Source organism: Helcococcus bovis (assembly GCF_046035835.1).
Classification (GTDB): domain Bacteria; phylum Bacillota; class Clostridia; order Tissierellales; family Peptoniphilaceae; genus Helcococcus; species Helcococcus bovis.
Map to the genome: position 1 here is coordinate 22891 of NZ_JBFNGB010000008.1, position 21684 is coordinate 44574.

Sequence of the window (21684 nt, forward strand, 5' to 3'; positions counted from 1 at the left end):
TTATCAAGCTGACAAAAATTGTCAAATATATCAAATTAATCAACTTATTCAAATTTTAAATAATTTAGAACAGTAATTTAAAATTTTGTTTTCTGTTCCATTTTAAAAAAATGGAACAGAATTCTAAAAAATAAAATAACTGTTCCAATGCTCAATATTTCACAAAAAATTAATAGATAATTTGTGTAATAAATAATTAATGTGTTTTATAAAAAACTGAAGCAAAACAAGTTTAACAATCATTTCACTTCAGTTTATTCAAATTTATTTATAATTTATTTTCTACTAAATTAACTAATGATTTAACAGCTTCTTCTTCATCTTCCCCATTAGCTCTTATTATAATTTCTTCATCTTTTCCTGCACTCATACTTAGTACACTCATAATAGATTTTCCATTATAAACTTTTTCATTTTTTATTACATCAATATTAGATGAAAATTTAATAGCTTCTTGGATAAATAAAGATGCTGGTCTAGCATGTAAACCTATTTCATTTTTAATTTTAACAGCTGACTCATACATTTTTATGCCTCCTAACTTCACATTCTAACTAGTAATTATTATATCATAAAAATATTTAAAATTCCATTTTAATTGAAAAGGTTTACAGTTTTATCATTAATTTTTTGAAAGATTTTACATTTTTTTAATATTTATTTTATTAATAACAACAAAATAACTCCTGGAATTCCTAAAATTCCAACTATAAAAGCATTTAAAACTGTAACTTCTATATTTGCTCCTAATGCATTAGCAACCGCTAAGATCAATACTCCAACTATACTATTTAGTATAAATTTGAATATAAGCTTAATTGATACTTTGAATATTTTTAATATTAAAAATAATACTATAATACCAATAATAGCAAATGAAAGCTCCATAACTACCTCCTTTATAATCAACATATTAATATAATACATTATATCCATAAATATTAAAAATTTTATTGATTTAAATTTCCGATTATTGTATTATACAATCAATACAGATTAGGAGGTATTATGGAACATTTTAAGGATGCTTTCAAAAAAGAATTTGGAAAAAATAATCAAGAAAATTTTGGAAATATTTTTAATGAAATAGATTTAAAAATGAAAAATAAATTTAGAAAAGGTCAAAAAATTGCTGCAATAATTATTTCTTTAATTTTTGCTTTAGTATATTTTTATATTTTTCTACCACCGCTAAACATAAGATCTATTGAAACTTGGATTTTTGTTATTTTAACATTTACAATATTTGTTTCAATAAGTGGAAAAGCGTTTAAATCTTACAAATTATTTAGAGGAGTTTTAGTTGGTTTAATATTATTAATGTTAATTCTAAAAATACCTGGATTAAAAATTTTTAATTCTAGATCATACGCTAATATTATAAAAATTGAAAATTCAAAATTTGAAAATGATATTGCTCAATTGCCAATAAATAAAATACCAACCATTGATAGAGATTCTTCTATTAAATTAGGATCAAGAAAAATGGGTGAGCTTTTAGATTTAGTTTCTCAATTTGACATTGATGATACTACATATACACAAATTAATTACAAAGATCAACCTATAAGGGTAACACCTTTGAAATATAATGGATTTATTAAATACATTTTCAATATGAGTCAAGGATTACCTGGATACTTAAAAGTAGATATAGTAAATGGAAATACCGAACTTACAAAACTAGATAATAAGATTAAAATTTCAAAAGAAGATTATTTCTTTAGAAATGTATGGAGATATGCTAGATTAAGATATCCTTCAGAAATTTTTGATAATATAAGTTTTGAAATTGATGAAAATGGTGTGCCATATTGGGTAATTCCAACTTATCAACCTAAAATATTCATATTCGATGGATTAGATGTAAATGGAGCAATATTAATAAACGTATCAACCGGAGAGCATACAAAATATGATCTAAATAATATACCAAAATGGTTAGATAGAATTTATGAAGCCGACAATATTATAGAACAACTAGATTGGAATGGTCTATATCAAGGAGGATATATAAATTCTCTATTTGCTCAAAAAAATGTATTAAAAACAACAGAAGGCTATAACTATTTAGCATTAAATGATGATGTTTACTTATATACTGGTTATACTTCAGTAGCAGGAGATGAATCAAATGTTGGATTTATATTGTCAAATATGAGAACAAAAGAAACAAAATTCTATCCTGTTTCATCTGCAAAAGAACAATCCGCAATGGAATCTGCAGAAGGTGCTGTTCAAGAAAAAAAATATAAATCAACATTTCCACTACTACTTAATATAAAAAATAAACCTACTTATTTTTTATCATTAAAAGATAATGCAGGATTAATAAAACTTTACGCATTTATCGATGCACAAGATTATCAAAAAGTCTCAGTGGGAAATACTGTAGCACAAGCACTATCAAATCATTTAGGTAATTCAAATTCTATTCAAGATAATGATAAAAAAGATGATAAGAAGAAAGAAGAATTATCATTGGAAGGTGAAATAACAGATATTAAACAGGTTGTTATTAAAGGAAATACACATTATTATTTCACATTAAATAGTAGTAATGAAATATTTGTAAGTGATATTTCTTTATCCGAAAAATTACCATTCTTAAAAGAAGGACAAAACATAAAATTCCAATATGAAAAAGATAATATAAATAAAGTAATTATTATCGAAGAAATAAAATAAAAAAGATGCTATATTAGGCACATCCTATTTCCATCAGGGACTAGGACTAGTGCCTTAGATAAGCATCTTTTTTTAAATTTTATTTTTTTTAGTTGTAGATTTAAGTTTATTAAATGCTCTAGATAAGTTAGCTTCCGCCATGTGAAACTCTTTACTACTATTTTTTTCTCTAATTTTACGTAAAGCTTCTGCTTCAGCCCTCTTTATTGCATTTATATCTATTTTATCAGGATCTTCACATCTGTGAACTAAAACTAATACATTTCCTTCTTCAATTTTAATTAACCCTCTTGTAACTGCTGCTTTTATGTCTTTTCCACCAGCTGGTCTAAATGTCATAATACCAGGTTCAACTTCTGATATAGTATTTCTATGATTAGCTAAAATACCATATTGTCCATTTTCAATTGGAATCATTACATGTTCACATTCTCCATCAAAGTAAATATGATCAGAAGCATATATTTTCAAATTAAATGTATTCATTAATTTTCACCTTTAATTTTTTCAGCCTTTTCAATAACTTCTTCAATTGTACCAACATTGAAAAATGCTGCTTCTGGATATTGATCCATTTCACCATCTAAAATAGCCTTAAATCCTTTTATTGTATCTTCTAATTTTACATATTTACCATCTAATCCAGTAAATTTCTTAGCAACGTGTGTAGGTTGTGATAAGAATCTTTGAATTCTTCTAGCTCTATAAACTATAGCTCTATCTTCTTCACTAAGCTCATCCATACCTAAAATTGCAATAATATCTTGTAATTCATTATATTTTTGCAAGGCTTCTTGAACTCTTCTAGCTGTTTGATAATGTTCTTCTCCTACAATTTCCGGTTCCAAAATTCTTGATGTAGAATTTAATGGATCAACTGCAGGATACAAACCTTGTTCAGCAACTTTTCTTGATAAAACTGTTGTCGCATCTAAATGTGAAAATGTTGTTGCAGGTGCAGGGTCTGTCAAGTCATCAGCAGGAACATAAACAGCTTGAACAGATGTTACAGATCCTTTCTTTGTTGATGTAATTCTTTCTTGTAATTGCCCCATTTCTTCTGCAAGAGTTGGTTGATAACCTACAGCGGATGGCATACGACCAAGTAATGTAGAAACTTCTGAACCAGCTTGTACAAATCTGAAAATATTATCAATGAATAAAAGAACATCTTTACCTTCTTCATCTCTAAAATATTCCGCCATTGTTAATCCTGTAAGGGCAACTCTCATTCTAACTCCTGGAGATTCATTCATTTGTCCAAATACTAGTGCTGTTTTATCTATAACTCCTGATTCATTCATTTCTAACCATAAGTCGTTACCTTCTCTAGATCTTTCACCAACACCGGTAAATATTGAATATCCACCATGTTCTTGTGCTACGTTATTAATTAACTCTTGGATTAAAACTGTTTTCCCTACACCAGCACCTCCAAATAGTCCTATTTTACCACCTTTTGGATATGGTTCTAATAAGTCTATAACTTTAATACCTGTTTCTAGAATTTCTACAGCAGGACTTTGATCTTCAAATTTTGGTGCATCTCTGTGAATTAACCATTTTTTTACATTTTGATCTAATTCAGCCCCTTTGTCTATTGGCATACCTAGAACATTAAACATTCTTCCTAGTGTAACATCTCCAACAGGCACTCTAATTCCAAATCCATCCCTATCAACTATCATATCTCTATTTAGCCCTTCACTACCTGAAAGCATAATACATCTAACGATGTTTCCTCCGATATGTTGAGCTACTTCCATAACTTTTAATTCATTTCCAACTTTTGTAGATAAGGCTTCTTTAATTCTTGGCAAATTTGCACTTTTTTCAAACTCAACGTCAACTACTGGTCCTGAAATTGCAATTATTTTTCCTTGTTCTTTCATACTTTCTTTGCCTTTCTTCTGTTTTGTTTCATTACTTTTGCACCAGCACTTACTTCTGTAATTTCTTGAGTGATAGATGCTTGTCTTACTCTATTATATTCTAAAGATAAGTCATCTAAGATTTTATCAGCATTTTGATTTGCTGAATTCATAGCATTCATTCTAAAATCTAATTCACTACAATAACTGTCTACTAAAGCACCATAAATAAACCCAACGATGTAATTTTCAGTAAGACTTTCTAATAAACTTGATGAATCCGAAGTAAATTCAAATTCATTTTTTACAACTTCTTCTTCTAATTTTTTTGAATCTTTAAAATAATCTCTATGAAACGGTAACAGTCTTGTTAGTTTAGCTTCAGCTCCTGCTTTACCATCAAAATCTGTATACACTATAAATATCTTCTTTATCCTTCCAGAATTATATTCATCAAGTAAAATTTTTGCAATTTGTCTAGCTTCTTCCATTGTTGGTGCCTGTGCACTATAATGAAAATCTTTTTCATAATCTAACCCATGTCTATTAAAATATTGTCTACCATATTCTCCAACTATAAAATATCTTGAATCATTTTCATGAGAAATTTCTCTAGATTTATTTATAATATTATGATTATAGGCCCCAGCTAAACCTTTGTCAGCTGTTATAACAAGTACTCCATATGTCCCATTAACAAACTGATTTTTATTAAGCGGATATAAATATGGACTTTCAATATCCTTTACGGTTCTGAATATTCTCTTAATTTCTTTTCTAAGCGCATAAAAATATGGTCTAGTATCATCTAAAGATTTTTTTGCTTTTTTAATTTTTGTTGAAGAAATTAAATACATTGCATTTGTTATTTTTCTTGTATCATTAATACTTTTTATTCTTGATTTTATTTCTTTTGCACTTGACATTTAATCCTACTTTCCTTGATTTAAATATTCTTTTGCAAGTGAAATTATTTCATCCTTTGTATAATCAAGTAATTGTCCTGTTGATTCAATTTCTTGATAAATACCTGGATTCTTCATATTAATATAATTAATAATTTCATTCATTGTATTTTTAATATTTTTTTCTTCAACATCAAGTAAAACTTGTGATAATGAAACTACCAAAGTAATTACTTGTTCTGATTGATTTAATGGACTATATTGATCTTGTTTTAATAATTGCATCAATCCCTTACCAAATTTCAATTGTTTCTTTGTTGTTTCATCTAAATCACTTGAAAATTGTGTAAATATTTCCATTTCTCTATATTGCGCTAGTTCCAGTCTCAATGTAGAAGCAGCTTTCTTAACAGCTTTTGTTTGAGCAGCCCCACCAACACGAGAAACTGATAAACCAACGTTAACAGCTGGTCTTTGTCCTGCAAAGAATAAATCACTTTCTAAGAAAATTTGTCCATCTGTAATAGAAATAATATTTGTTGGAATATAAGCCGATACGTCTCCAGCTTGTGTTTCAACAATTGGCAATGCTGTAATAGAACCACCACCATTATCAGCAGACATTTGCGCTGATCTTTCTAATAATCTTGAATGTAAATAAAATACATCCCCTGGATATGCTTCACGTCCTGGTGATCTACCTAATAACAATGAAATTGTTCTATAGGCGATAGCATGTTTTGATAAATCATCATAAACGATTAAAACATCTTTACCTCTATCCATGAAGTATTCTGCAATTGCTGTTCCCGAATAAGGAGCAATATATTGCATAGATGCAGGTTGACTTGCTGTTGCAGCAACTATAATTGTATAATCACTAGCCCCGTGTTTTGCTAAATTTTCTGATATTTGTGCGATTGAGCTTGCTTTTTGCCCAATAGCTACATAAATACAAATAACATCTTTACCTTTTTGATTTACAATTGTATCTAAAGCGATAGCTGTCTTACCTGTTTGTCTATCACCGATAATTAACTCCCTTTGTCCTCTACCAATTGGAAACATACTATCTATAGCTAAAATACCTGTTTCCATAGGTCTAGAAACTGGTTTTCTTTCTAAAATTTCTGGTGCAGGTTTTTCAATTTGATAATACTCTTCTGGAACAATATCTCCTAAACCATCTATTGGTGATCCTAAAGCATCAACAACTCTACCAATCAATTGTTCTGATACTCCAACACCAGCAGTTCTATTTGTTCTTCTTACTTCATCACCTTCTAAAATTTCTGAATCTTTTCCAAAAATAACACATCCAATATATTCTTTTTGAATATCTTGAACTAGTCCTTTTTCACCGTTTTCAAAAACTACAATTTCTCCATAAGTAACGTGCTTTAATCCACTGATAACAGCAATACCATCACCTACTTCTTCAACGTAACCAACTTCTTTAGCAACAACTTTTGGACTCCATTCCTTAACACTTTGTCTTAAAAGCGGCATAAAATCATCTGTTTCAGTTGTAACTTGTTCAATATTATCTCTTAATTGTTCTACTTTACCTATTGTAGACCAGTCGTAAACATCTGACCCAACTTGTAAAACTAAACCATCAACAATGCTATCGTCATATTTCCAATCAAATTCAACTTTGTTATATCTTTTGTCTATAAATTTTTCTAACTTATCTAATTGCTCTTTTGTAGGTTTTTCATTACTTCTTAATCTAACTACTAACTTACTCATTAATATCCTCTTCCGTATGATCTAAGAAGTCATCATATACATTACCATTTAATAATGCTAATTTAGCTGCTGCTTCTACAACAACTTCTTTTAAGTCTTTTCTAGTATTTCTAATTAAAGTATCTCTTTCTAATTTAGCTTTAATTCTAGATTGTTCTATAATTTTTTCACCTTCAGCTTGAGCAGTTTCAATTTTTAAGTTAGCTTGTATTTGAGATTCTCTAATAGCTTCATCTTTGATTTCTTTAGCTTCTCGATGAATTGAAGCTAGTTTAGAATTTCTTTCTTCTAATAAAGCTTGAGCATCTTGTAGTGTCTTTTCTTTTTCTGTGTCTAAGTTTTTATAATGTGCTTCTCTATTTTCTATGAATTCACTAATAGGATTAAATAGTAATTCATTTAATAAAATTGCAAGTAATGCAAAGTTGAAAACATGAAGTAAAATATCTTGCCAGTTAATTCCTAGCATTTTTCACCTCCAAAATTTTCTATAATACAAATATTACTAATATTGAAACGATTAACGCATAGATTACAACAGTTTCAACGAATACCAAACCGATCATCAATGCTGATCTTATTTTTCCTTCAGCTTCCGGTTGTCTTGATATACCATCTGCAGATTTAGCAATAGCTAACCCCATACCGATACCACCACCTAAACAAGCTAAACCAATAGCAACACCAGCTGCTAAAGCTTTTGATCCGATTGAACCATAAACTTGTGATGATTCTACTAAAGATGTATTTGGTACTTGTTCATTATTTGCAGCACTTGCTACTCCACCAAAAAACATAAAACTTGATACTACCATTACAGCTAATAATAATGCTGCTAATTTATTTGATTTTTTCATTTATTTCTCCTTGAATATTTAATTTAATTTTCAACATGTTCAACATGTCTTTCTGATACTTCTCCATAATAAATTGATGTTAATAATGTTAAAACGTAAGCCTGAATTACCGCATGTAACAATGTAAACATTACAGCTACAATTACTGGTAAACCAATACTTAAGAATAATGAATGATATACTAAATCCATTACTAATAACCCACTTATCAATGCCCCAAATAATCTAAAACTCATAGATACTGGAAGTGAAAAGTCTTTTAATGTTTTTAGAACTCCCTTAAATCCATTTGATGTTAATCCTCCAGACATAATAAATAAGTATGATAAACAACCCATTGCAATCGCTGCATTCAAGTCTGAAAGTGGAGCTGGTAATGTGACAGAATTTCCCTTAATAGAAATTACTTGAATCCCTGAAAGTTCAAATAACGTACCTATAAATATGTAAATTCCTGCTGCAAATATATATCTTGACAACAATTTATATTTATGCGGACTATTTGAAATTGCAAGATTCTTAAATGTCATTACAACTTCTTCTAATATTAATTGAAATTTGCCTGGAACTCTCTTAAATTTAGGAATCACAAATATTCTTACTATAAGTGAAAATATAAATATAATCCCAGTAACAGTTATTGCAGATATTACAGAAGGATTTACATTTATTATTCCAAATAAACTTATCTTATCAATTTCATGTAAAACAGCTTCCTTCATCGCATCTTTTAATTCGTGTCCACCATGATGTGAACCAACTAAAAAACTACCTGCTAAAGAAAGAATCGCAACAAATATCAAAAAATATCTGATTTTTTTCTTCATTTATTCCCCTTTCTATATTTTTATTTTTTGTGAATTTTAAACACAAAAAATACAAGAACTCCTTTGAGCTTGTATTGTTCAAATATTCATTATTGATTATACTCCTAAAATTTCAAGTATTCAATAAAATTAAAATAAATTTTAACAATACTTTTAATGAAAAAGTTTACAAAATTAAAATAAAAAAATTTGTTAATATTTCATAAAAATGAAACATATTAAAAATAAATTCATTCTACTTAATTTTAATTACTTAATTTCATAATTAAAGAAAAAAAGCTATCGCAAATTGAACTGACCTACTTAAAGTTGGATTTTAGGTCCAACTTTTTGGGGTCACCTTAAATTGCAATAGCTTTTTTTTAATTAACTTTATTCTTTATATTTTTTCCCAGTAAATACTTCTATGTTTTTATTCAAAATAGATACATCTAATGGCAATTTCGGTCCTTTATCTCCATCTAAATCTACATAAACATCTTCCGAGTCTATGGATTCTATCCTTATATGTTTTCCCTTCATATATTCTACATTTTCATTATCTAGTAAATTACCTATAATAACCTCAATTCCAACTCTTACTTTTTCAAGTATGGCTTCCTCTTTTAAAATGTATACATTTAGGTATCCATCATCAATTGACGATTCTTTATTTGGAACATTTAAATTTCCAAATTTATTTGAGACTAAAATAAATAAATGATCTACCTTACCTTCATACTCTTTGCCATCTACAATTACTCTTAAGTCATGTGTTTCTGCATTTCCAATAAGTTTTTTAGCTAAATTTGAAATATACGCAAAAAAACCATTCTTTTCTTTTTCTTCGTTTGTAACTTCATTAAGAGCTTCTGGAATTTGACCAATACTTAAAGCAAAGCTAAATACTTTATTTCCCGCTTTGCCTATATCTATTTTTTTAGTTTTAGTAAAGTCTATTGACTCAATAACATTTTTTTTATTTTGTCCAATTTTAAGTGATTTAGACATTATATTACCTGTACCAGCCGGAAATATTACTAATTTTGGAGAATTATTATGATTCACCATACCTTCGATAACTTCTGACAAAGTACCATCTCCTCCAAAAGAGCAAATTGAATGATAATTATCTTCACATGCTTTCTCCGCTATTTTAGTAGCATCACCAGCCTCTTTTGTAAATTCAAAATCAACAGTTTCATAATATTCACTTAATTGTTCTTTTATTATTTCTTCAAAATCTTTACCATCAGATTTACCTGACTGAGGATTTGCAATAACTTTAATATTACTATATTTTTCCATTAATAATTCCTATATAAACCTTTCGATCTAAATTTGGGGTCTGAAGTAAAATGTAATCCTAATTTTCTTAATATCGTTTTATCATTAGATTCTAACATTATAGTAGAGTGAGCTTCACAACTTTTCAATTTTTCCAATTGTTCCATAGCTAAATGTGAAACAGGATTTGTTGTAGCTGACATTGCTAAAGCAATCAATACTTCATCAAGATGTAATTTAACTCCATCCTCTTTCATTATATTATACTTTAATTCTGTAATAGGTTCCAGTATATGAGGTGAAATTAAAGGAATTTCATCATTTATATTAGCTAAAGATTTTAACGCATTTAATAAGCATGCTGAAGAAGCATCCAATAATTCTGTTGTCTTTCCAGTTACAATTTGATTATTTGGTAATTTTATAGCAAAAGCTGAAGTATTATTTTGCTCTGATTTATTTCTGGATTGAATTACAACATCTCTATCTTCAGGTTTGATATTTAATTGTGTCATTAAAATATCTATTTTTTGTACAACATTTTCTTTTATTTTACCAATTTTTAAATCGCATAAGCTATCATAGTATCTTCTAATAACTTCTTCTTTACTTGCCGCAATAACACCATCATCATCACTTATACAGTATCCAACCATATTTACACCCATATCTGTTGGTGATTTATATGGACATTCTCCCATTATCTTATTAAACATAGATTGTAAAATTGGAAATGCTTCTACATCTCTATTATAATTTATTGTTGTTTCATCGTATGCTTCCAAATGGAATGGATCTATCATATTAACATCATTTAAGTCCGCTGTTGCAGCTTCATAAGCAATATTTACCGGATGTTTTAATGGTAGATTCCAAACAGGAAAAGTTTCAAATTTTGCATATCCTGCTTTAACTCCATTTTTATATTCATGATACATTTGAGACATACATGTAGCTAACTTTCCACTGCCTGGTCCGGGAGCTGTCACAACTACCAAAGGTCTTGTAGTCTCTATATATTCATTTTTACCAAATCCTTCATCGCTTACTATTAAAGAGCTATTATTAGGATATCCCTCAATTGTATATGAAACATAGGATTTAATATTCATTTTATCCAAGTAGTTTCTAAATTTAATAGCATTTGGTTGGTTAGCAAATTGATTAATCATTACAGATGAAACATAAAGATCAACACTGTTAAATGAGTCTATTAATCTTAAAACTTCACTATCATATCCAATTTCTAAATCACCTCTTAATTTATTACTTTGAATATCATTAGCGTTTACAACTATTACAACTTCTGCTTTATCTTTAAGTTGCAATAACATTTGTAATTTAGTATCCACCTTAAATCCTGGCAAAACTCTTGACGCGTGAGCATCATCAAATAATTTTCCACCAAATTCTAAATATAGCTTATTATCAAATTTGCTAATTCTTTCTAGAATCTTTTCTGACTGCATTTTGATATATTTTTCATTATCAAAAGAAACTTTTTTCATACACACCTCTTTTCTTATTTTTTTAACAGTCTACATTATACCAAAATTCTACTAATTTACAAAATATTTTAATAAAAAGTATATGAATTTGAATATTACTTCTAATATAGAAAATCTGCCGCAAAATAAAGGCTCTACAATAAATAGTGTTGGTGAATAAAATTCACCTTCACTACTTGTGCCCTATGGGTATTTAACAAAGAACCAAAATAAATTAAAAATTTATCTTACGGCAGATTTTTAAATATAATCATTAAAACGCTACTCTTGCATGTCCTTTTAATTTTTGATCTATAAAGTTCTTAATTTTTTCACCATTCATTAATTCTTTTAATACTTTTATTTTTTCAGACTCTTTATTATCTTCTCTTGCTGCAATTATAATTGCAAATGTCTTATCAGCTTCTGGCTCTAAAATTAAACCATTTTCTAATGGTTTTAATTTTAATGCTTCAATATATGTTGGGTAGTTAAATGTCAAATCAGATTCTTGATAGGCTTCATTTAAGTTTAATAATCCCCATTCCTTAAATTGTAAGTTTTTAGGATTTTTTACTACATCTTCTACAGTTACTTTATAGCTATTTGGATCTTTTAATTCAATCAATTTTGAAGAAGCTAATAATCTTAATGCTCTTGCTTTGTTTGTTGGATCATTTGGAATCGCTACAACTGCGCCATCTTTTAATTCATCTAAAGATTTTGCTGTTTTTGAATAAAAAGCAACTAATGCATTGTAAACTGGTGTAACTTTTACTAAATTAGCTTTGTTCTTATCATTAAATTGAGCCATAAATGGTTCATGTTGAAAGAAATTTGCATCAACTTCTTTATTATTTAATGCAACATTTGCTTGTACATTATCTGTTACTGATACTAATTCTAATTTATAACCTTTTTCTTTTAAATCAGGTTCAATTAATTTTAACATTGTTGTCATTGGGTTTGTATGAGCAGCAACCTTAATTGCTTCCATTTCTTTTTTAACTTCTTTTTTTGTTTCTTTTTTAGTATTTCCTGCACAACCAACTAGTAATGCTGAAAAAACTAATAATAATGCTAATATTTTTTTCATTAATACTTCTCCTTATATTTGTTTACTTTCTTCACAATAAAATATCCTAAACTTTGAATTAAAAATACATATAATACAAAAATTATTATTATAAGATACATTAATTCATAGTTATATTCTTGATATCCATATCTAAATGCATAATCTCCTAATCCGCCAGCTCCAATTACTCCCATAACTGTTGAATACGACAATGTACTCATTATTACAGAAGTAAATGATAAAATCAAATCACTATGTATTGATGGAAATAAAAAATAATAAATAATTTGGAATTTATTCGCTCCCATGCTCAACGCACGATCTATTATATTTTGATTTAAATTTATATATGCTTGTTCGACAAATCTTGTGTAAATACTTATCGTTACCAATGTTAACGGAATTATTGCTGAAATAACACCATAAGATGTTTGAAAGAAAAATCTATTAACTGGTATCAATACAAATATAAATAGTAAAAATGGTACTGATCTTAGAGTATTTAATATAAAACTTAAAATTTCATATATAACTTTGTTTTTTATTAAAAAGTCTTTATTTAAGGCATATAATAATGTGCCCATCGGTATAGAAATTAATAACGATAACACAACCGTAACTGCCATCATGATATTAGTTTCTATAAATGCCTTAAAAATAGCTTCTCTATTTTCTATAAGTAACTCAAGCATTTAGATACTCCTTAATATTTTCAAAATAGTTATCGGTGAATGTTTCATCATTTTTTTTAGGTATAATGCTGGTATTTATTTTTCCATCTTCTAGGAGTAAAATTCTATCACAAAAGTTTTTAAGTATATTTAAATTATGCGATATTAAAAGTATTGAAATATCTGAATTTACTATTATCTTATTTAATAAAGTAAAAATTTCTCTTTCAGAATTTGTATCAAGCGATGCACTTATTTCATCACAAAGAAGTACTTTCGGCTTTTGTAAAATAGCCATGGCAATTGCAACTTTTTGCTTTTGTCCACCACTCAAATAAATACAATAAGAATATTTCAACTCTTCTATTTGCATAAATCTTAATATTTCATCAATCTTTTGATCATCAACTTTTTGATTACTTAACTTATAAACCAATTTCAAATGATAATAAACAGTTTTATTATCTAAAAGATTTGCATCTTGAAAAATATAGACTACATCTTTATTCATTTCTCGAATTTGATGAGAACTCATCTCATCTAAAGATTTATCTCCGTAAAATATTTTTCCAGAATCTTTCTTAACAAGGCTATTAGCCATTTTAAGAATGGTACTTTTCCCTGCACCATTTTTACCTATTATCCCTAAAACTTCTTTTTCTTTAAGTTCAAAAGAAATATTTCTCAATTCAAAATTATTATTTGAATTATTAAATTTTTTTGCAACATTTTCAAATTTTAATATCAATTATACCTCTATAAAATTAGACATTAATATCGAGCCACTTACCCCAGCATTCAATGATTCGATTTTTCCCAACATTGGAATTTTTATCAATTCATGATTGAAACTCAATATATTATCTGAAATACCATTCCCTTCATTTCCTATTACAATAGCAATTTTTTTTGATGGAATTGATTTCCTATAATCATAACCATCCATATCTGCAATGTAAATCGTGTAATCCTTCATATTTTCTAAAAATTTGTAATTAGTATCAATTAAATTAAGTCTGAAACCTGATCCCATAGTCGCTCTTAAAACTTTTTCATTATAAAAATCTACTGAATTTATTGAAACTATTGTATTAAATCCAAAAGCTTCTGCCGATCTTATTAAAGTCCCCATATTTCCAGGATCTTGAATATTATCCAAAATCAATACTTTATCAGTTAATAATTTATTTTTTTTAATTTTCACTATAGCTAAATAACCATCAGGATTAACCATGCTAGTAATAGCATCAAATAATTTTTCAGAAACATAAATTTCATCATCAAATAAAGAAGATTTACCTTCCACTACAAAAATATTTTCTACTTCATAACCTGATGAAATAGCTTCTAAAATTAATTTTTTAGATTCTATAATAAATTTATTTAATTTTTGTCTATATTTTTTTTGTCTAAGTTTCTTAATTTCTTTTATGAAATTACTATTTGAACTTGTTATTTTTTCATACATACATACTCTTTCTACTATATGACATAAATGATCACATAGATATTATAATTAAAAAAACAAATATCTTAAGTGATGAAAAACACATAAGATATTTTTTTTGCTATTCTATATTTTCAATTTTAGATATTTCATTTGTTGATCCCATAATGATTAAACGATCTCCAGGCTTCAAATCCATTGATGGACTTGGGTTACCAACAAATTCTCCATCCCTATTTACACCTAATATATTTAATCCATAATGTTTTCTAATATCTAATTGTGCGATTGTGCTTCCTTGCCATGATTCTGGTGCTTTCATTTCTACAATATCATAATTTGAAGAAAGTGTTATAATATCAACAACATTCTTTGAAGATAAATTGTGAGCTAATTTTTTACCCATATCTTTTTCAGGGATGATTACATTATCAACACCTATTCTTTCTAAAATCTTGGCATGACTATCATTTCTAGCCTTTGCTATTACATTTCTTGCACCTAACTCCTTGCATAGCAAAGCTGTCATAATTGATGTTTCAAAATTTGTTATAGCAATAATTACTGAGTCCACTTCTTTAATTCCGGCAGCTCTTAGTACATCCATTTGTGTAGAATCACCAATTAATCCATGTGTACAATAATCACCTAATTCATTTATATTATCTTCATTTTCATCTACTACTACAACTTCATGTCCTAACTCATGTAAAGTCGTAGCAACTGAAGTTCCAAATCTTCCTAATCCAATAACTGCGTATTGTTTCATATATTTTCTCCTATCCAATTAAAATATTTTCTTCTTGTTCTTTAAATGTTTTTGGTTTAGACTTTCCTATAAATGCGTATATCATAGATATAGGTCCTATTTTACCGAAAATCATAGTTGCCATTATGAATATTTTACCTAAAGCTGATAAATCTGGTGTTATTCCTCTAGTCAAACCAACTGTACCATATGCTGATAATATTTCATATAAAACATCAATAAAATCTTTAGATGAATCTGTTATGGACATTAGTATTGTAATTGTAAATATCCATGCAATAGATATTGTAAATAAAGTAATAATTTTTTTAGTTATTTGAGATGAAATTGTTCGCTTAAATACAACTATATTTTTTTCTTGTTTAACGTTTGATTTAGTAATTAAAAACATACTTGCAAAACTAGTAGTCTTAAATCCACCTGCAGTACCAGCTGGAGAACCACCAATAAACATCATTAATATCATTATTAATGATGATGCATTTGAGTACATTTTCTGATTAGTTGTAAAAAATCCTGCTGTTCTTAATGTTGTAGATTCAAAAAATGATACTAATAACTTTCCAAAAAATCCATATTGTCCTAAAGTCTCAGGATTATTCCATTCTACAATCATGAAAAAAATAGTTGGAAATATTAATAGTGAAATAGTCATTATTATTACAAGTTTAGTATGCAAAGTATATTTCTTGAAATTAAGTTTTTTTTCTAATAATTCTGTTATAACTTTATATCCTATACCACCTACAATTATCAATACAGATATTACCAAAGATACATTTACATTCAAAGCATATTTTGTTAAACTTTCTGATCCTATTATATCAAAACCTGCATTACAAAATGCTGAAATTGAATGAAAAAAACTATATGCAACACCTTTAATTAATCCATATTCAGGAATAAAAGTAAACATAAAAAATATTGCGCCTACAGCTTCAATTATAAATGTTGAGTAGATTATAAATTTAATCAATCTTATAATTCCTTGAATAGAAACAGTATTTTTTTCTTCTGACAAATGAAGTCGATCTGAAATAGACATTTTCTTATTAAAAATCAATGATATTATGGATGCAGCAGTCATTATACCCAATCCACCAAGTTGTATAAGTATAATAATTACAAACTTACCTATAACTGACCAATGTGTTGCAGTAGTTACAGTAGTTAATCCTGTAACACATATTGCAGAAACAGTTGTAAATAATGCATCCATTAATGATGTGAAATTTCCTGAATTTGATGATATTGGAAGCATCAAAATAAATGCACCTATTATAATTATTAAAATATACATATTTAAGATAAATCTTGTTGCATTTTTAGCCTTAAATATATTACTTAAAAAATTTTTAACTTTCATATATCCCCTCAATTTTGAATTACAAAATTATTATATCACAAATAAAAAAAACTACTACCCATTAGCAGTAGTAGTAATTTAATATTTCATTTAATTAAGCATTTTTAGCTGTTTCAACTAATTTTGCAAATGCTTGAGGATCATTAATAGCTATTTCTGATAACATTTTTCTATTGATATCGATATTAGCTTTCTTTAATCCACCCATAAATTTTGAATAGCTTAAACCATTTGCTCTTGAAGCTGCGTTGATTCTTGCAATCCATAATTGTCTAAAATCTCTTTTTCTATTTTTTCTACCAATATAAGCATATTGTAATGATTTCATTACTGCTTGTTTAGCTGTTCTGAATAATCTTGATTTTCCACCAAAGTATCCCTTAGCTAATTTTAAGTATTTTTTATGATTTTTCTTTGAATTTACTGCACGTTTTACTCTTGCCATCTTTTACCTCCTAAGGAATCATTTGTCCAATTCTCTTCATATCTGCACTACTTACTAATGTAGATTTTCTTAAGTTTCTTATTCTTTTTGGTGATTTTTTAGCTGTTATATGACTCTTATAAGCTTTAAATCTTTTTAATTTTCCTGATCCAGTTCTCTTAAATCTTTTTGCTGAACCTCTGTGTGTTTTCATTTTTGGCATACAACGTTCCTCCTTATTCTGATTTTGGTTCTATTATCATCTGCATGCTACGGCCTTCCATTTTAGGTTTACTTGATATTTGAGCAATATCACTTACAAGTTCAAAGAATTTATCCAAAACTTCTTTACCTAAATCTTTGTGAGCCATTTCTCTTCCTCTAAATCTAATACTTACTTTAACTTTATCCTCTTTTTTAATGATTTTACTTGCATTTTTTGCTTTTATTTCTAAATCATGTTGTTGGATTGTTGGAGACAATCTTATCTCTTGAACGTTAACAGTTTTAGCATTTTTTTTAGCTTCTTTTTGTTTTTTTATTTGCTCATATTTGAATTTACTATAATCCATAATTCTGCAAACAGGTGGATTTGCATTAGGTGATAATAACACCAAATCTAATCCTTGTTCATCGGCTCTTTTTTGTGCATCTGCTGAAGTAAACATACCTAATTGTTCTCCATCAACATCGATCAATCTAACTTTTGGAAAACGAATTTGATTGTTTATTTGAAGTTCTTTAATAACATACCTCCTAAAGTATATAAGTTTTAATTTATAATAAAAATAGTAGCATAGAAATACCTACGCTACTACATTAATAATCATTAATTTAGTTAACCTAATTCACAATATGATTAGGTGAGAGTAGGTACTCTTCTTCATTACTAGATAAGTATACAATACTTAAATACAAATGTCAATTATTTTCTTTGTTCAAAATCTTCAACCATTTGATTTAAGAATTGTTCTAAATCAATATCAACTGATTTTGTTTCTCCATATTTTCTTACTGACACTGTATAATTTTTCAATTCATTGTCACCAATTACTAATTGATATGGAACTTTAGATGTTTGTGAATCTCTTATTTTCTTACCCATTGATTCGTTTCTATCATCTAATTCAACTCTTAATCCTTTTTCTAAGAATCTATTGTAAATTTCTTTTACTTTTTCGCCATGAACATCCAAACTTACAGGAATAAATGTTGCATGTACTGGAGCTAACCATAATGGGAAATGTCCAGCATAATGTTCAATTAAAATACCGATAAATCTTTCTAATGAACCATATAAAGCTCTGTGAACCATAACAGGTCTTACTTTTTCACCATGTTCATCAACATAGTGAATATCAAATCTTTCAGGCATTTGGAAGTCTAACTGAACTGTTCCACATTGCCATGCTCTCTTTAGTGAATCAAATAATTGAATATCAATCTTTGGTCCATAGAATGCGCCATCACCTTCATTTAACTCATAAGGTAAATTCAATTCTTCTACTGTAGAAATTAATGCTTGTTCTGCTACATCCCATACTTCAGGATCTCCCATAAAGTCTTCCGGTCTTGTTGAAATAAATACCTTATATTCAAAACCAAATTTAGTATATATTTCATCAGCCAATTTCATTATATTTTTAATTTCAGTTTTGATTTGATCTTTTGTTACAAATAAGTGGGCATCATCTTGTGTAAATGCTCTTACTCTAAATAGCCCGTGTAATGCACCTGATAATTCATGTCTATGAACATGTCCTAATTCTGATAATCTTATTGGTAAATCTCTATATGAATGAGGTTGTGATTTGTAAACCAAAATTGCGCCTGGACAGTTCATTGGTTTGATGGCATAATTTTCATCATCAATCTTTGTAAAATACATATTGTCTTTATAGTGATCCCAGTGTCCTGATCTATGCCATAATTCTTCATTTAAGATCATAGGTGTTTGAATTTGTCCGTATCCAGCTCTATCCATTAATGATTTTAAATATCTTTCCAAACTATTTTTTAATATCATACCGTTTGGTAAATAAAATGGAAATCCTGGACCTTCTTCAGAAATCATATATAAGTTCATTTGTTTACCTAAAACTCTATGATCTCTTTTCTTTGCTTCTTCAATCATATTTAAGTATTCATCTAATTCAGCTTGTTTCTTAAATGTTATACCATAAATTCTTTGAAGCATTTTATTGTTAACATCACCTCTCCAGTATGCTCCTGCAATTGATAATAATTTTACCGCTTTAATTTCTTTTGTGTTTTGAATGTGTGGACCTTTACATAAATCAGTAAAATCTCCTAATTTATATAATGAAAGTGGTGCATCTTCAGGCAAGTCATTAATTAACTCAACTTTATATTTATCACCTTTTTCTTCAAAATATTTCAACGCTTCTTCTCTTGAAATATCTTCTCTTATTACATTATGTTTTTCTTTAGCAATTTTTAACATTTCTTCTTCAATTTTACCTAAATCTTCAGGAGTAAATTGATGTTCACTATCTATATCATAGTAAAATCCATTGTCGATTGCTGGTCCAATAGCAAATAATGTACCTGGAAATAATTTTTCAATAGCTGCAGCCATTAAGTGTGAAGAAGTATGCCAAAATAAATGTTTTCCTTCTTTTGTATCATATTTAAAGAAATTTACTTCACTATCTTCTTTTAACGTTTCTTGTAACCCCATTAAAGTACCACCATTTACAATAGCCCCTTCTACTGAACGTGCTAATCCTTCAGATATTGATTTGGCAATATCTAATAAACTTGCATTTTGTTCAAAATCTTTAATACTTCCATCTGGAAATTTAATTTTCATATTTTCCCCCATTTAATATTTCGACTAAATTTTCTAATTTTAATTCTTCTTGATTACCATTATCAAAATTTTTCAAGCTAACAGTATTATTTTGTTTTTCAGTTTCCCCAATAATAATTGTATTTTTTATGCCCATTTTATCTGCATAATTAAATTTTTTCTTTGTTTTTACTGTTTCTAAGTATATTTGAGAATTTATGTCATTATTTCTTAGCAAATTAACAACTTCAATGGAATAATCAAGAACTTCTTCATTCATAGGAATTACTAAAATATTGTGACTGACAGTTTTCTCCTGCTTCTTCAATAGTTTTGACTCATTTAATTGGTAAAACAATCTAGTCAATCCAATAGAAAGTCCTATTCCTGGATACTTCTGCTTAGTAAAATTACTTGCAAGATTATCATATCTTCCACCACTACATACAGATCCTATTGATTCATATCCATTTAGGAATGTCTCAAATACCGTACCAGTGTAATAATCTAACCCTCTTGTAATTGTCAAATCTATTTTAATATTTTTTTCTGGAATTCCAAACATTTTCATATATTCATATACTTTAACTAATTCTCCCAGTCCTTCAGAATATGAATCATTACTTATTTCAATCTTTAATAATTTATCTAATATCTCTGTATTTTCTAATTCAGTCAAATTAATAAAATCAAAAATTTGAGTGATTTGTAATGAATTTAATCCAAATTTTTCTAATTCTAACTTTGTTTTTTCAATTCCAATTTTAGGTAATTTATCAATTGTTCTCATTATAGATTCAAAATCTGATACAGAAATTGACTCTAAATATCCATTTAGCAATTTACGATTATTTACTCTAAAAGTTACTTCTCCTAATCCTAAATCACTAAATATATTATAAATAACTGATGGAATTTCCCCATCATTAACAATATCTAATTTTTCATTACCAATTATATCAATATCACATTGGTAAAATTCTCTATATCTACCTTTTTGATTCCTTTCACCTCTGTAAACTTTTCCAATTTGATATCTTCTAAATGGAAAATTTAATTCATTTGCATGCATTGCAACATATCTAGCTAAGCTTACAGTTAAATCAAATCTCAAAGCTTGAGGTGTACTTTCTTTATCAATTCTATAAATTTGTTTTGAAGTTTCCCCGCCTCCTTTAGATAATAAAATTTCTTCTTTCTCTATAAGAGGTGTATCTAAATTTACAAATCCATATTTAATAAAATTTTTTTCAATTGTCAATTTAATTTCATCAAATAATTTCTGTTCATCTGGTAATAATTCCATAAATCCAGAAAGAATTGATGGATTAACTATATCCATAATTTCTCCTTATATTCCTATCTAATTTATTATATTAAAAATACAAAAATATTTAAAGTAAAATGTTTTTTAAAATAAATGAGGATAGAAAAATCTATCCCCTAATCCTATGATATTTTGTT

23 protein-coding genes are annotated in these 21684 nt (G+C 27.6%); 1 reads left to right on the forward strand and 22 read right to left on the reverse strand.

The features are described 5' to 3' along the window. Window positions 1-268: 268 nt before the first annotated feature. Window positions 269-526 (reverse strand): HPr family phosphocarrier protein, encoded by a 258-nt coding sequence (locus tag ABGF48_RS03720; RefSeq protein WP_408105001.1) that lies wholly within the window; start codon window positions 524-526, stop codon window positions 269-271. A 131-nt stretch (window positions 527-657) separates the two neighbouring features. Continuing rightward, a complete protein-coding gene (locus tag ABGF48_RS03725; RefSeq protein ID WP_408105002.1) occupies window positions 658-888 on the reverse strand; it encodes a pro-sigmaK processing inhibitor BofA family protein in 231 nt (76 codons plus the stop codon). 120 nt (window positions 889-1008) lie between these two features. Between ABGF48_RS03725 and ABGF48_RS03730 the strand changes: the two genes are divergently transcribed. Then, the gene (locus tag ABGF48_RS03730; RefSeq protein WP_408105003.1) at window positions 1009-2688 is read left to right on the forward strand and encodes a hypothetical protein; all 1680 of its coding nucleotides are present in this window, start codon (window positions 1009-1011) and stop codon (window positions 2686-2688) included. Between the two features lie 72 nt (window positions 2689-2760). Here the strand turns inward: ABGF48_RS03730 and atpC are convergent, their stop codons facing one another. From atpC to hisS, 20 genes are all read right to left on the reverse strand, one after another. Beyond that, window positions 2761-3174 carry an ATP synthase F1 subunit epsilon gene (gene atpC, locus ABGF48_RS03735; protein ID WP_134744345.1) on the reverse strand — a complete coding sequence of 138 codons (414 nt, stop codon included), beginning with the start codon at window positions 3172-3174 and terminating at the stop codon, window positions 2761-2763. Further along, on the reverse strand, window positions 3174-4580 hold the full coding sequence (atpD, locus tag ABGF48_RS03740; protein WP_408105004.1) for a F0F1 ATP synthase subunit beta: 1407 nt from the start codon (window positions 4578-4580) through the stop codon (window positions 3174-3176). The genes atpC and atpD overlap by 1 nt, the downstream gene beginning before the upstream one ends. Then, the gene (atpG, locus tag ABGF48_RS03745; protein ID WP_408105005.1) at window positions 4577-5485 is read right to left on the reverse strand and encodes an ATP synthase F1 subunit gamma; all 909 of its coding nucleotides are present in this window, start codon (window positions 5483-5485) and stop codon (window positions 4577-4579) included. Before atpG ends, atpD begins: the two co-directional genes overlap by 4 nt. A 6-nt stretch (window positions 5486-5491) precedes the next feature. Then, window positions 5492-7216 (reverse strand): F0F1 ATP synthase subunit alpha, encoded by a 1725-nt coding sequence (atpA, locus tag ABGF48_RS03750; RefSeq protein ID WP_408105006.1) that lies wholly within the window; start codon window positions 7214-7216, stop codon window positions 5492-5494. After that, the gene (locus tag ABGF48_RS03755; protein ID WP_408105007.1) at window positions 7209-7685 is read right to left on the reverse strand and encodes an ATP synthase F0 subunit B; all 477 of its coding nucleotides are present in this window, start codon (window positions 7683-7685) and stop codon (window positions 7209-7211) included. The genes atpA and ABGF48_RS03755 overlap by 8 nt, the downstream gene beginning before the upstream one ends. Window positions 7686-7704: 19 nt before the next feature. After that, the gene (gene atpE, locus ABGF48_RS08550) at window positions 7705-8073 is read right to left on the reverse strand and encodes an ATP synthase F0 subunit C (RefSeq protein WP_456264605.1); all 369 of its coding nucleotides are present in this window, start codon (window positions 8071-8073) and stop codon (window positions 7705-7707) included. A gap of 23 nt (window positions 8074-8096) precedes the next feature. Then, window positions 8097-8900, reverse strand: a complete 804-nt coding sequence (locus tag ABGF48_RS03765; RefSeq protein ID WP_408105008.1) for a F0F1 ATP synthase subunit A — start codon at window positions 8898-8900, stop codon at window positions 8097-8099. A gap of 372 nt (window positions 8901-9272) precedes the next feature. Beyond that, complete coding sequence (locus tag ABGF48_RS03770; RefSeq protein WP_408105009.1) at window positions 9273-10187, reverse strand: diacylglycerol/lipid kinase family protein; 915 nt, start codon at window positions 10185-10187, stop codon at window positions 9273-9275. Continuing rightward, the gene (locus ABGF48_RS03775) at window positions 10187-11674 is read right to left on the reverse strand and encodes a DUF1846 domain-containing protein (RefSeq protein ID WP_408105010.1); all 1488 of its coding nucleotides are present in this window, start codon (window positions 11672-11674) and stop codon (window positions 10187-10189) included. The genes ABGF48_RS03770 and ABGF48_RS03775 overlap by 1 nt, the downstream gene beginning before the upstream one ends. Window positions 11675-11927: 253 nt before the next feature. Next, window positions 11928-12749, reverse strand: a complete 822-nt coding sequence (locus ABGF48_RS03780; RefSeq protein WP_408105011.1) for a MetQ/NlpA family ABC transporter substrate-binding protein — start codon at window positions 12747-12749, stop codon at window positions 11928-11930. Further along, window positions 12749-13423 carry a methionine ABC transporter permease gene (locus ABGF48_RS03785; protein ID WP_408105012.1) on the reverse strand — a complete coding sequence of 225 codons (675 nt, stop codon included), beginning with the start codon at window positions 13421-13423 and terminating at the stop codon, window positions 12749-12751. Before ABGF48_RS03785 ends, ABGF48_RS03780 begins: the two co-directional genes overlap by 1 nt. Beyond that, window positions 13416-14150: an ATP-binding cassette domain-containing protein gene (locus ABGF48_RS03790; protein ID WP_408105013.1), complete on the reverse strand. Its 735-nt coding sequence runs from the start codon at window positions 14148-14150 to the stop codon at window positions 13416-13418. The genes ABGF48_RS03785 and ABGF48_RS03790 overlap by 8 nt, the downstream gene beginning before the upstream one ends. Next, window positions 14151-14870 carry a TrmH family RNA methyltransferase gene (locus ABGF48_RS03795; protein WP_408105014.1) on the reverse strand — a complete coding sequence of 240 codons (720 nt, stop codon included), beginning with the start codon at window positions 14868-14870 and terminating at the stop codon, window positions 14151-14153. Window positions 14871-14970: 100 nt separating this feature from the next. Further along, window positions 14971-15618, reverse strand: coding sequence for a potassium channel family protein (locus tag ABGF48_RS03800; protein WP_408105015.1), 648 nt, complete (start codon window positions 15616-15618; stop codon window positions 14971-14973). 10 nt (window positions 15619-15628) lie between these two features. Next, window positions 15629-16984: a TrkH family potassium uptake protein gene (locus tag ABGF48_RS03805; RefSeq protein ID WP_408105016.1), complete on the reverse strand. Its 1356-nt coding sequence runs from the start codon at window positions 16982-16984 to the stop codon at window positions 15629-15631. 94 nt (window positions 16985-17078) lie between these two features. Continuing rightward, window positions 17079-17429 carry a 50S ribosomal protein L20 gene (gene rplT, locus ABGF48_RS03810; RefSeq protein ID WP_408105017.1) on the reverse strand — a complete coding sequence of 117 codons (351 nt, stop codon included), beginning with the start codon at window positions 17427-17429 and terminating at the stop codon, window positions 17079-17081. A 10-nt stretch (window positions 17430-17439) separates the two neighbouring features. Next, the gene (rpmI, locus tag ABGF48_RS03815; RefSeq protein ID WP_134711094.1) at window positions 17440-17631 is read right to left on the reverse strand and encodes a 50S ribosomal protein L35; all 192 of its coding nucleotides are present in this window, start codon (window positions 17629-17631) and stop codon (window positions 17440-17442) included. 13 nt (window positions 17632-17644) lie between these two features. Then, entirely contained in the window at window positions 17645-18175 is a 531-nt protein-coding gene (gene infC, locus ABGF48_RS03820) for a translation initiation factor IF-3 (protein WP_134711096.1), read from the reverse strand. Between the two features lie 158 nt (window positions 18176-18333). Beyond that, entirely contained in the window at window positions 18334-20241 is a 1908-nt protein-coding gene (thrS, locus tag ABGF48_RS03825) for a threonine--tRNA ligase (RefSeq protein WP_408105018.1), read from the reverse strand. Further along, entirely contained in the window at window positions 20231-21562 is a 1332-nt protein-coding gene (gene hisS / locus ABGF48_RS03830; protein ID WP_408105019.1) for a histidine--tRNA ligase, read from the reverse strand. The genes thrS and hisS overlap by 11 nt, the downstream gene beginning before the upstream one ends. Window positions 21563-21684 lie beyond the last annotated feature (122 nt).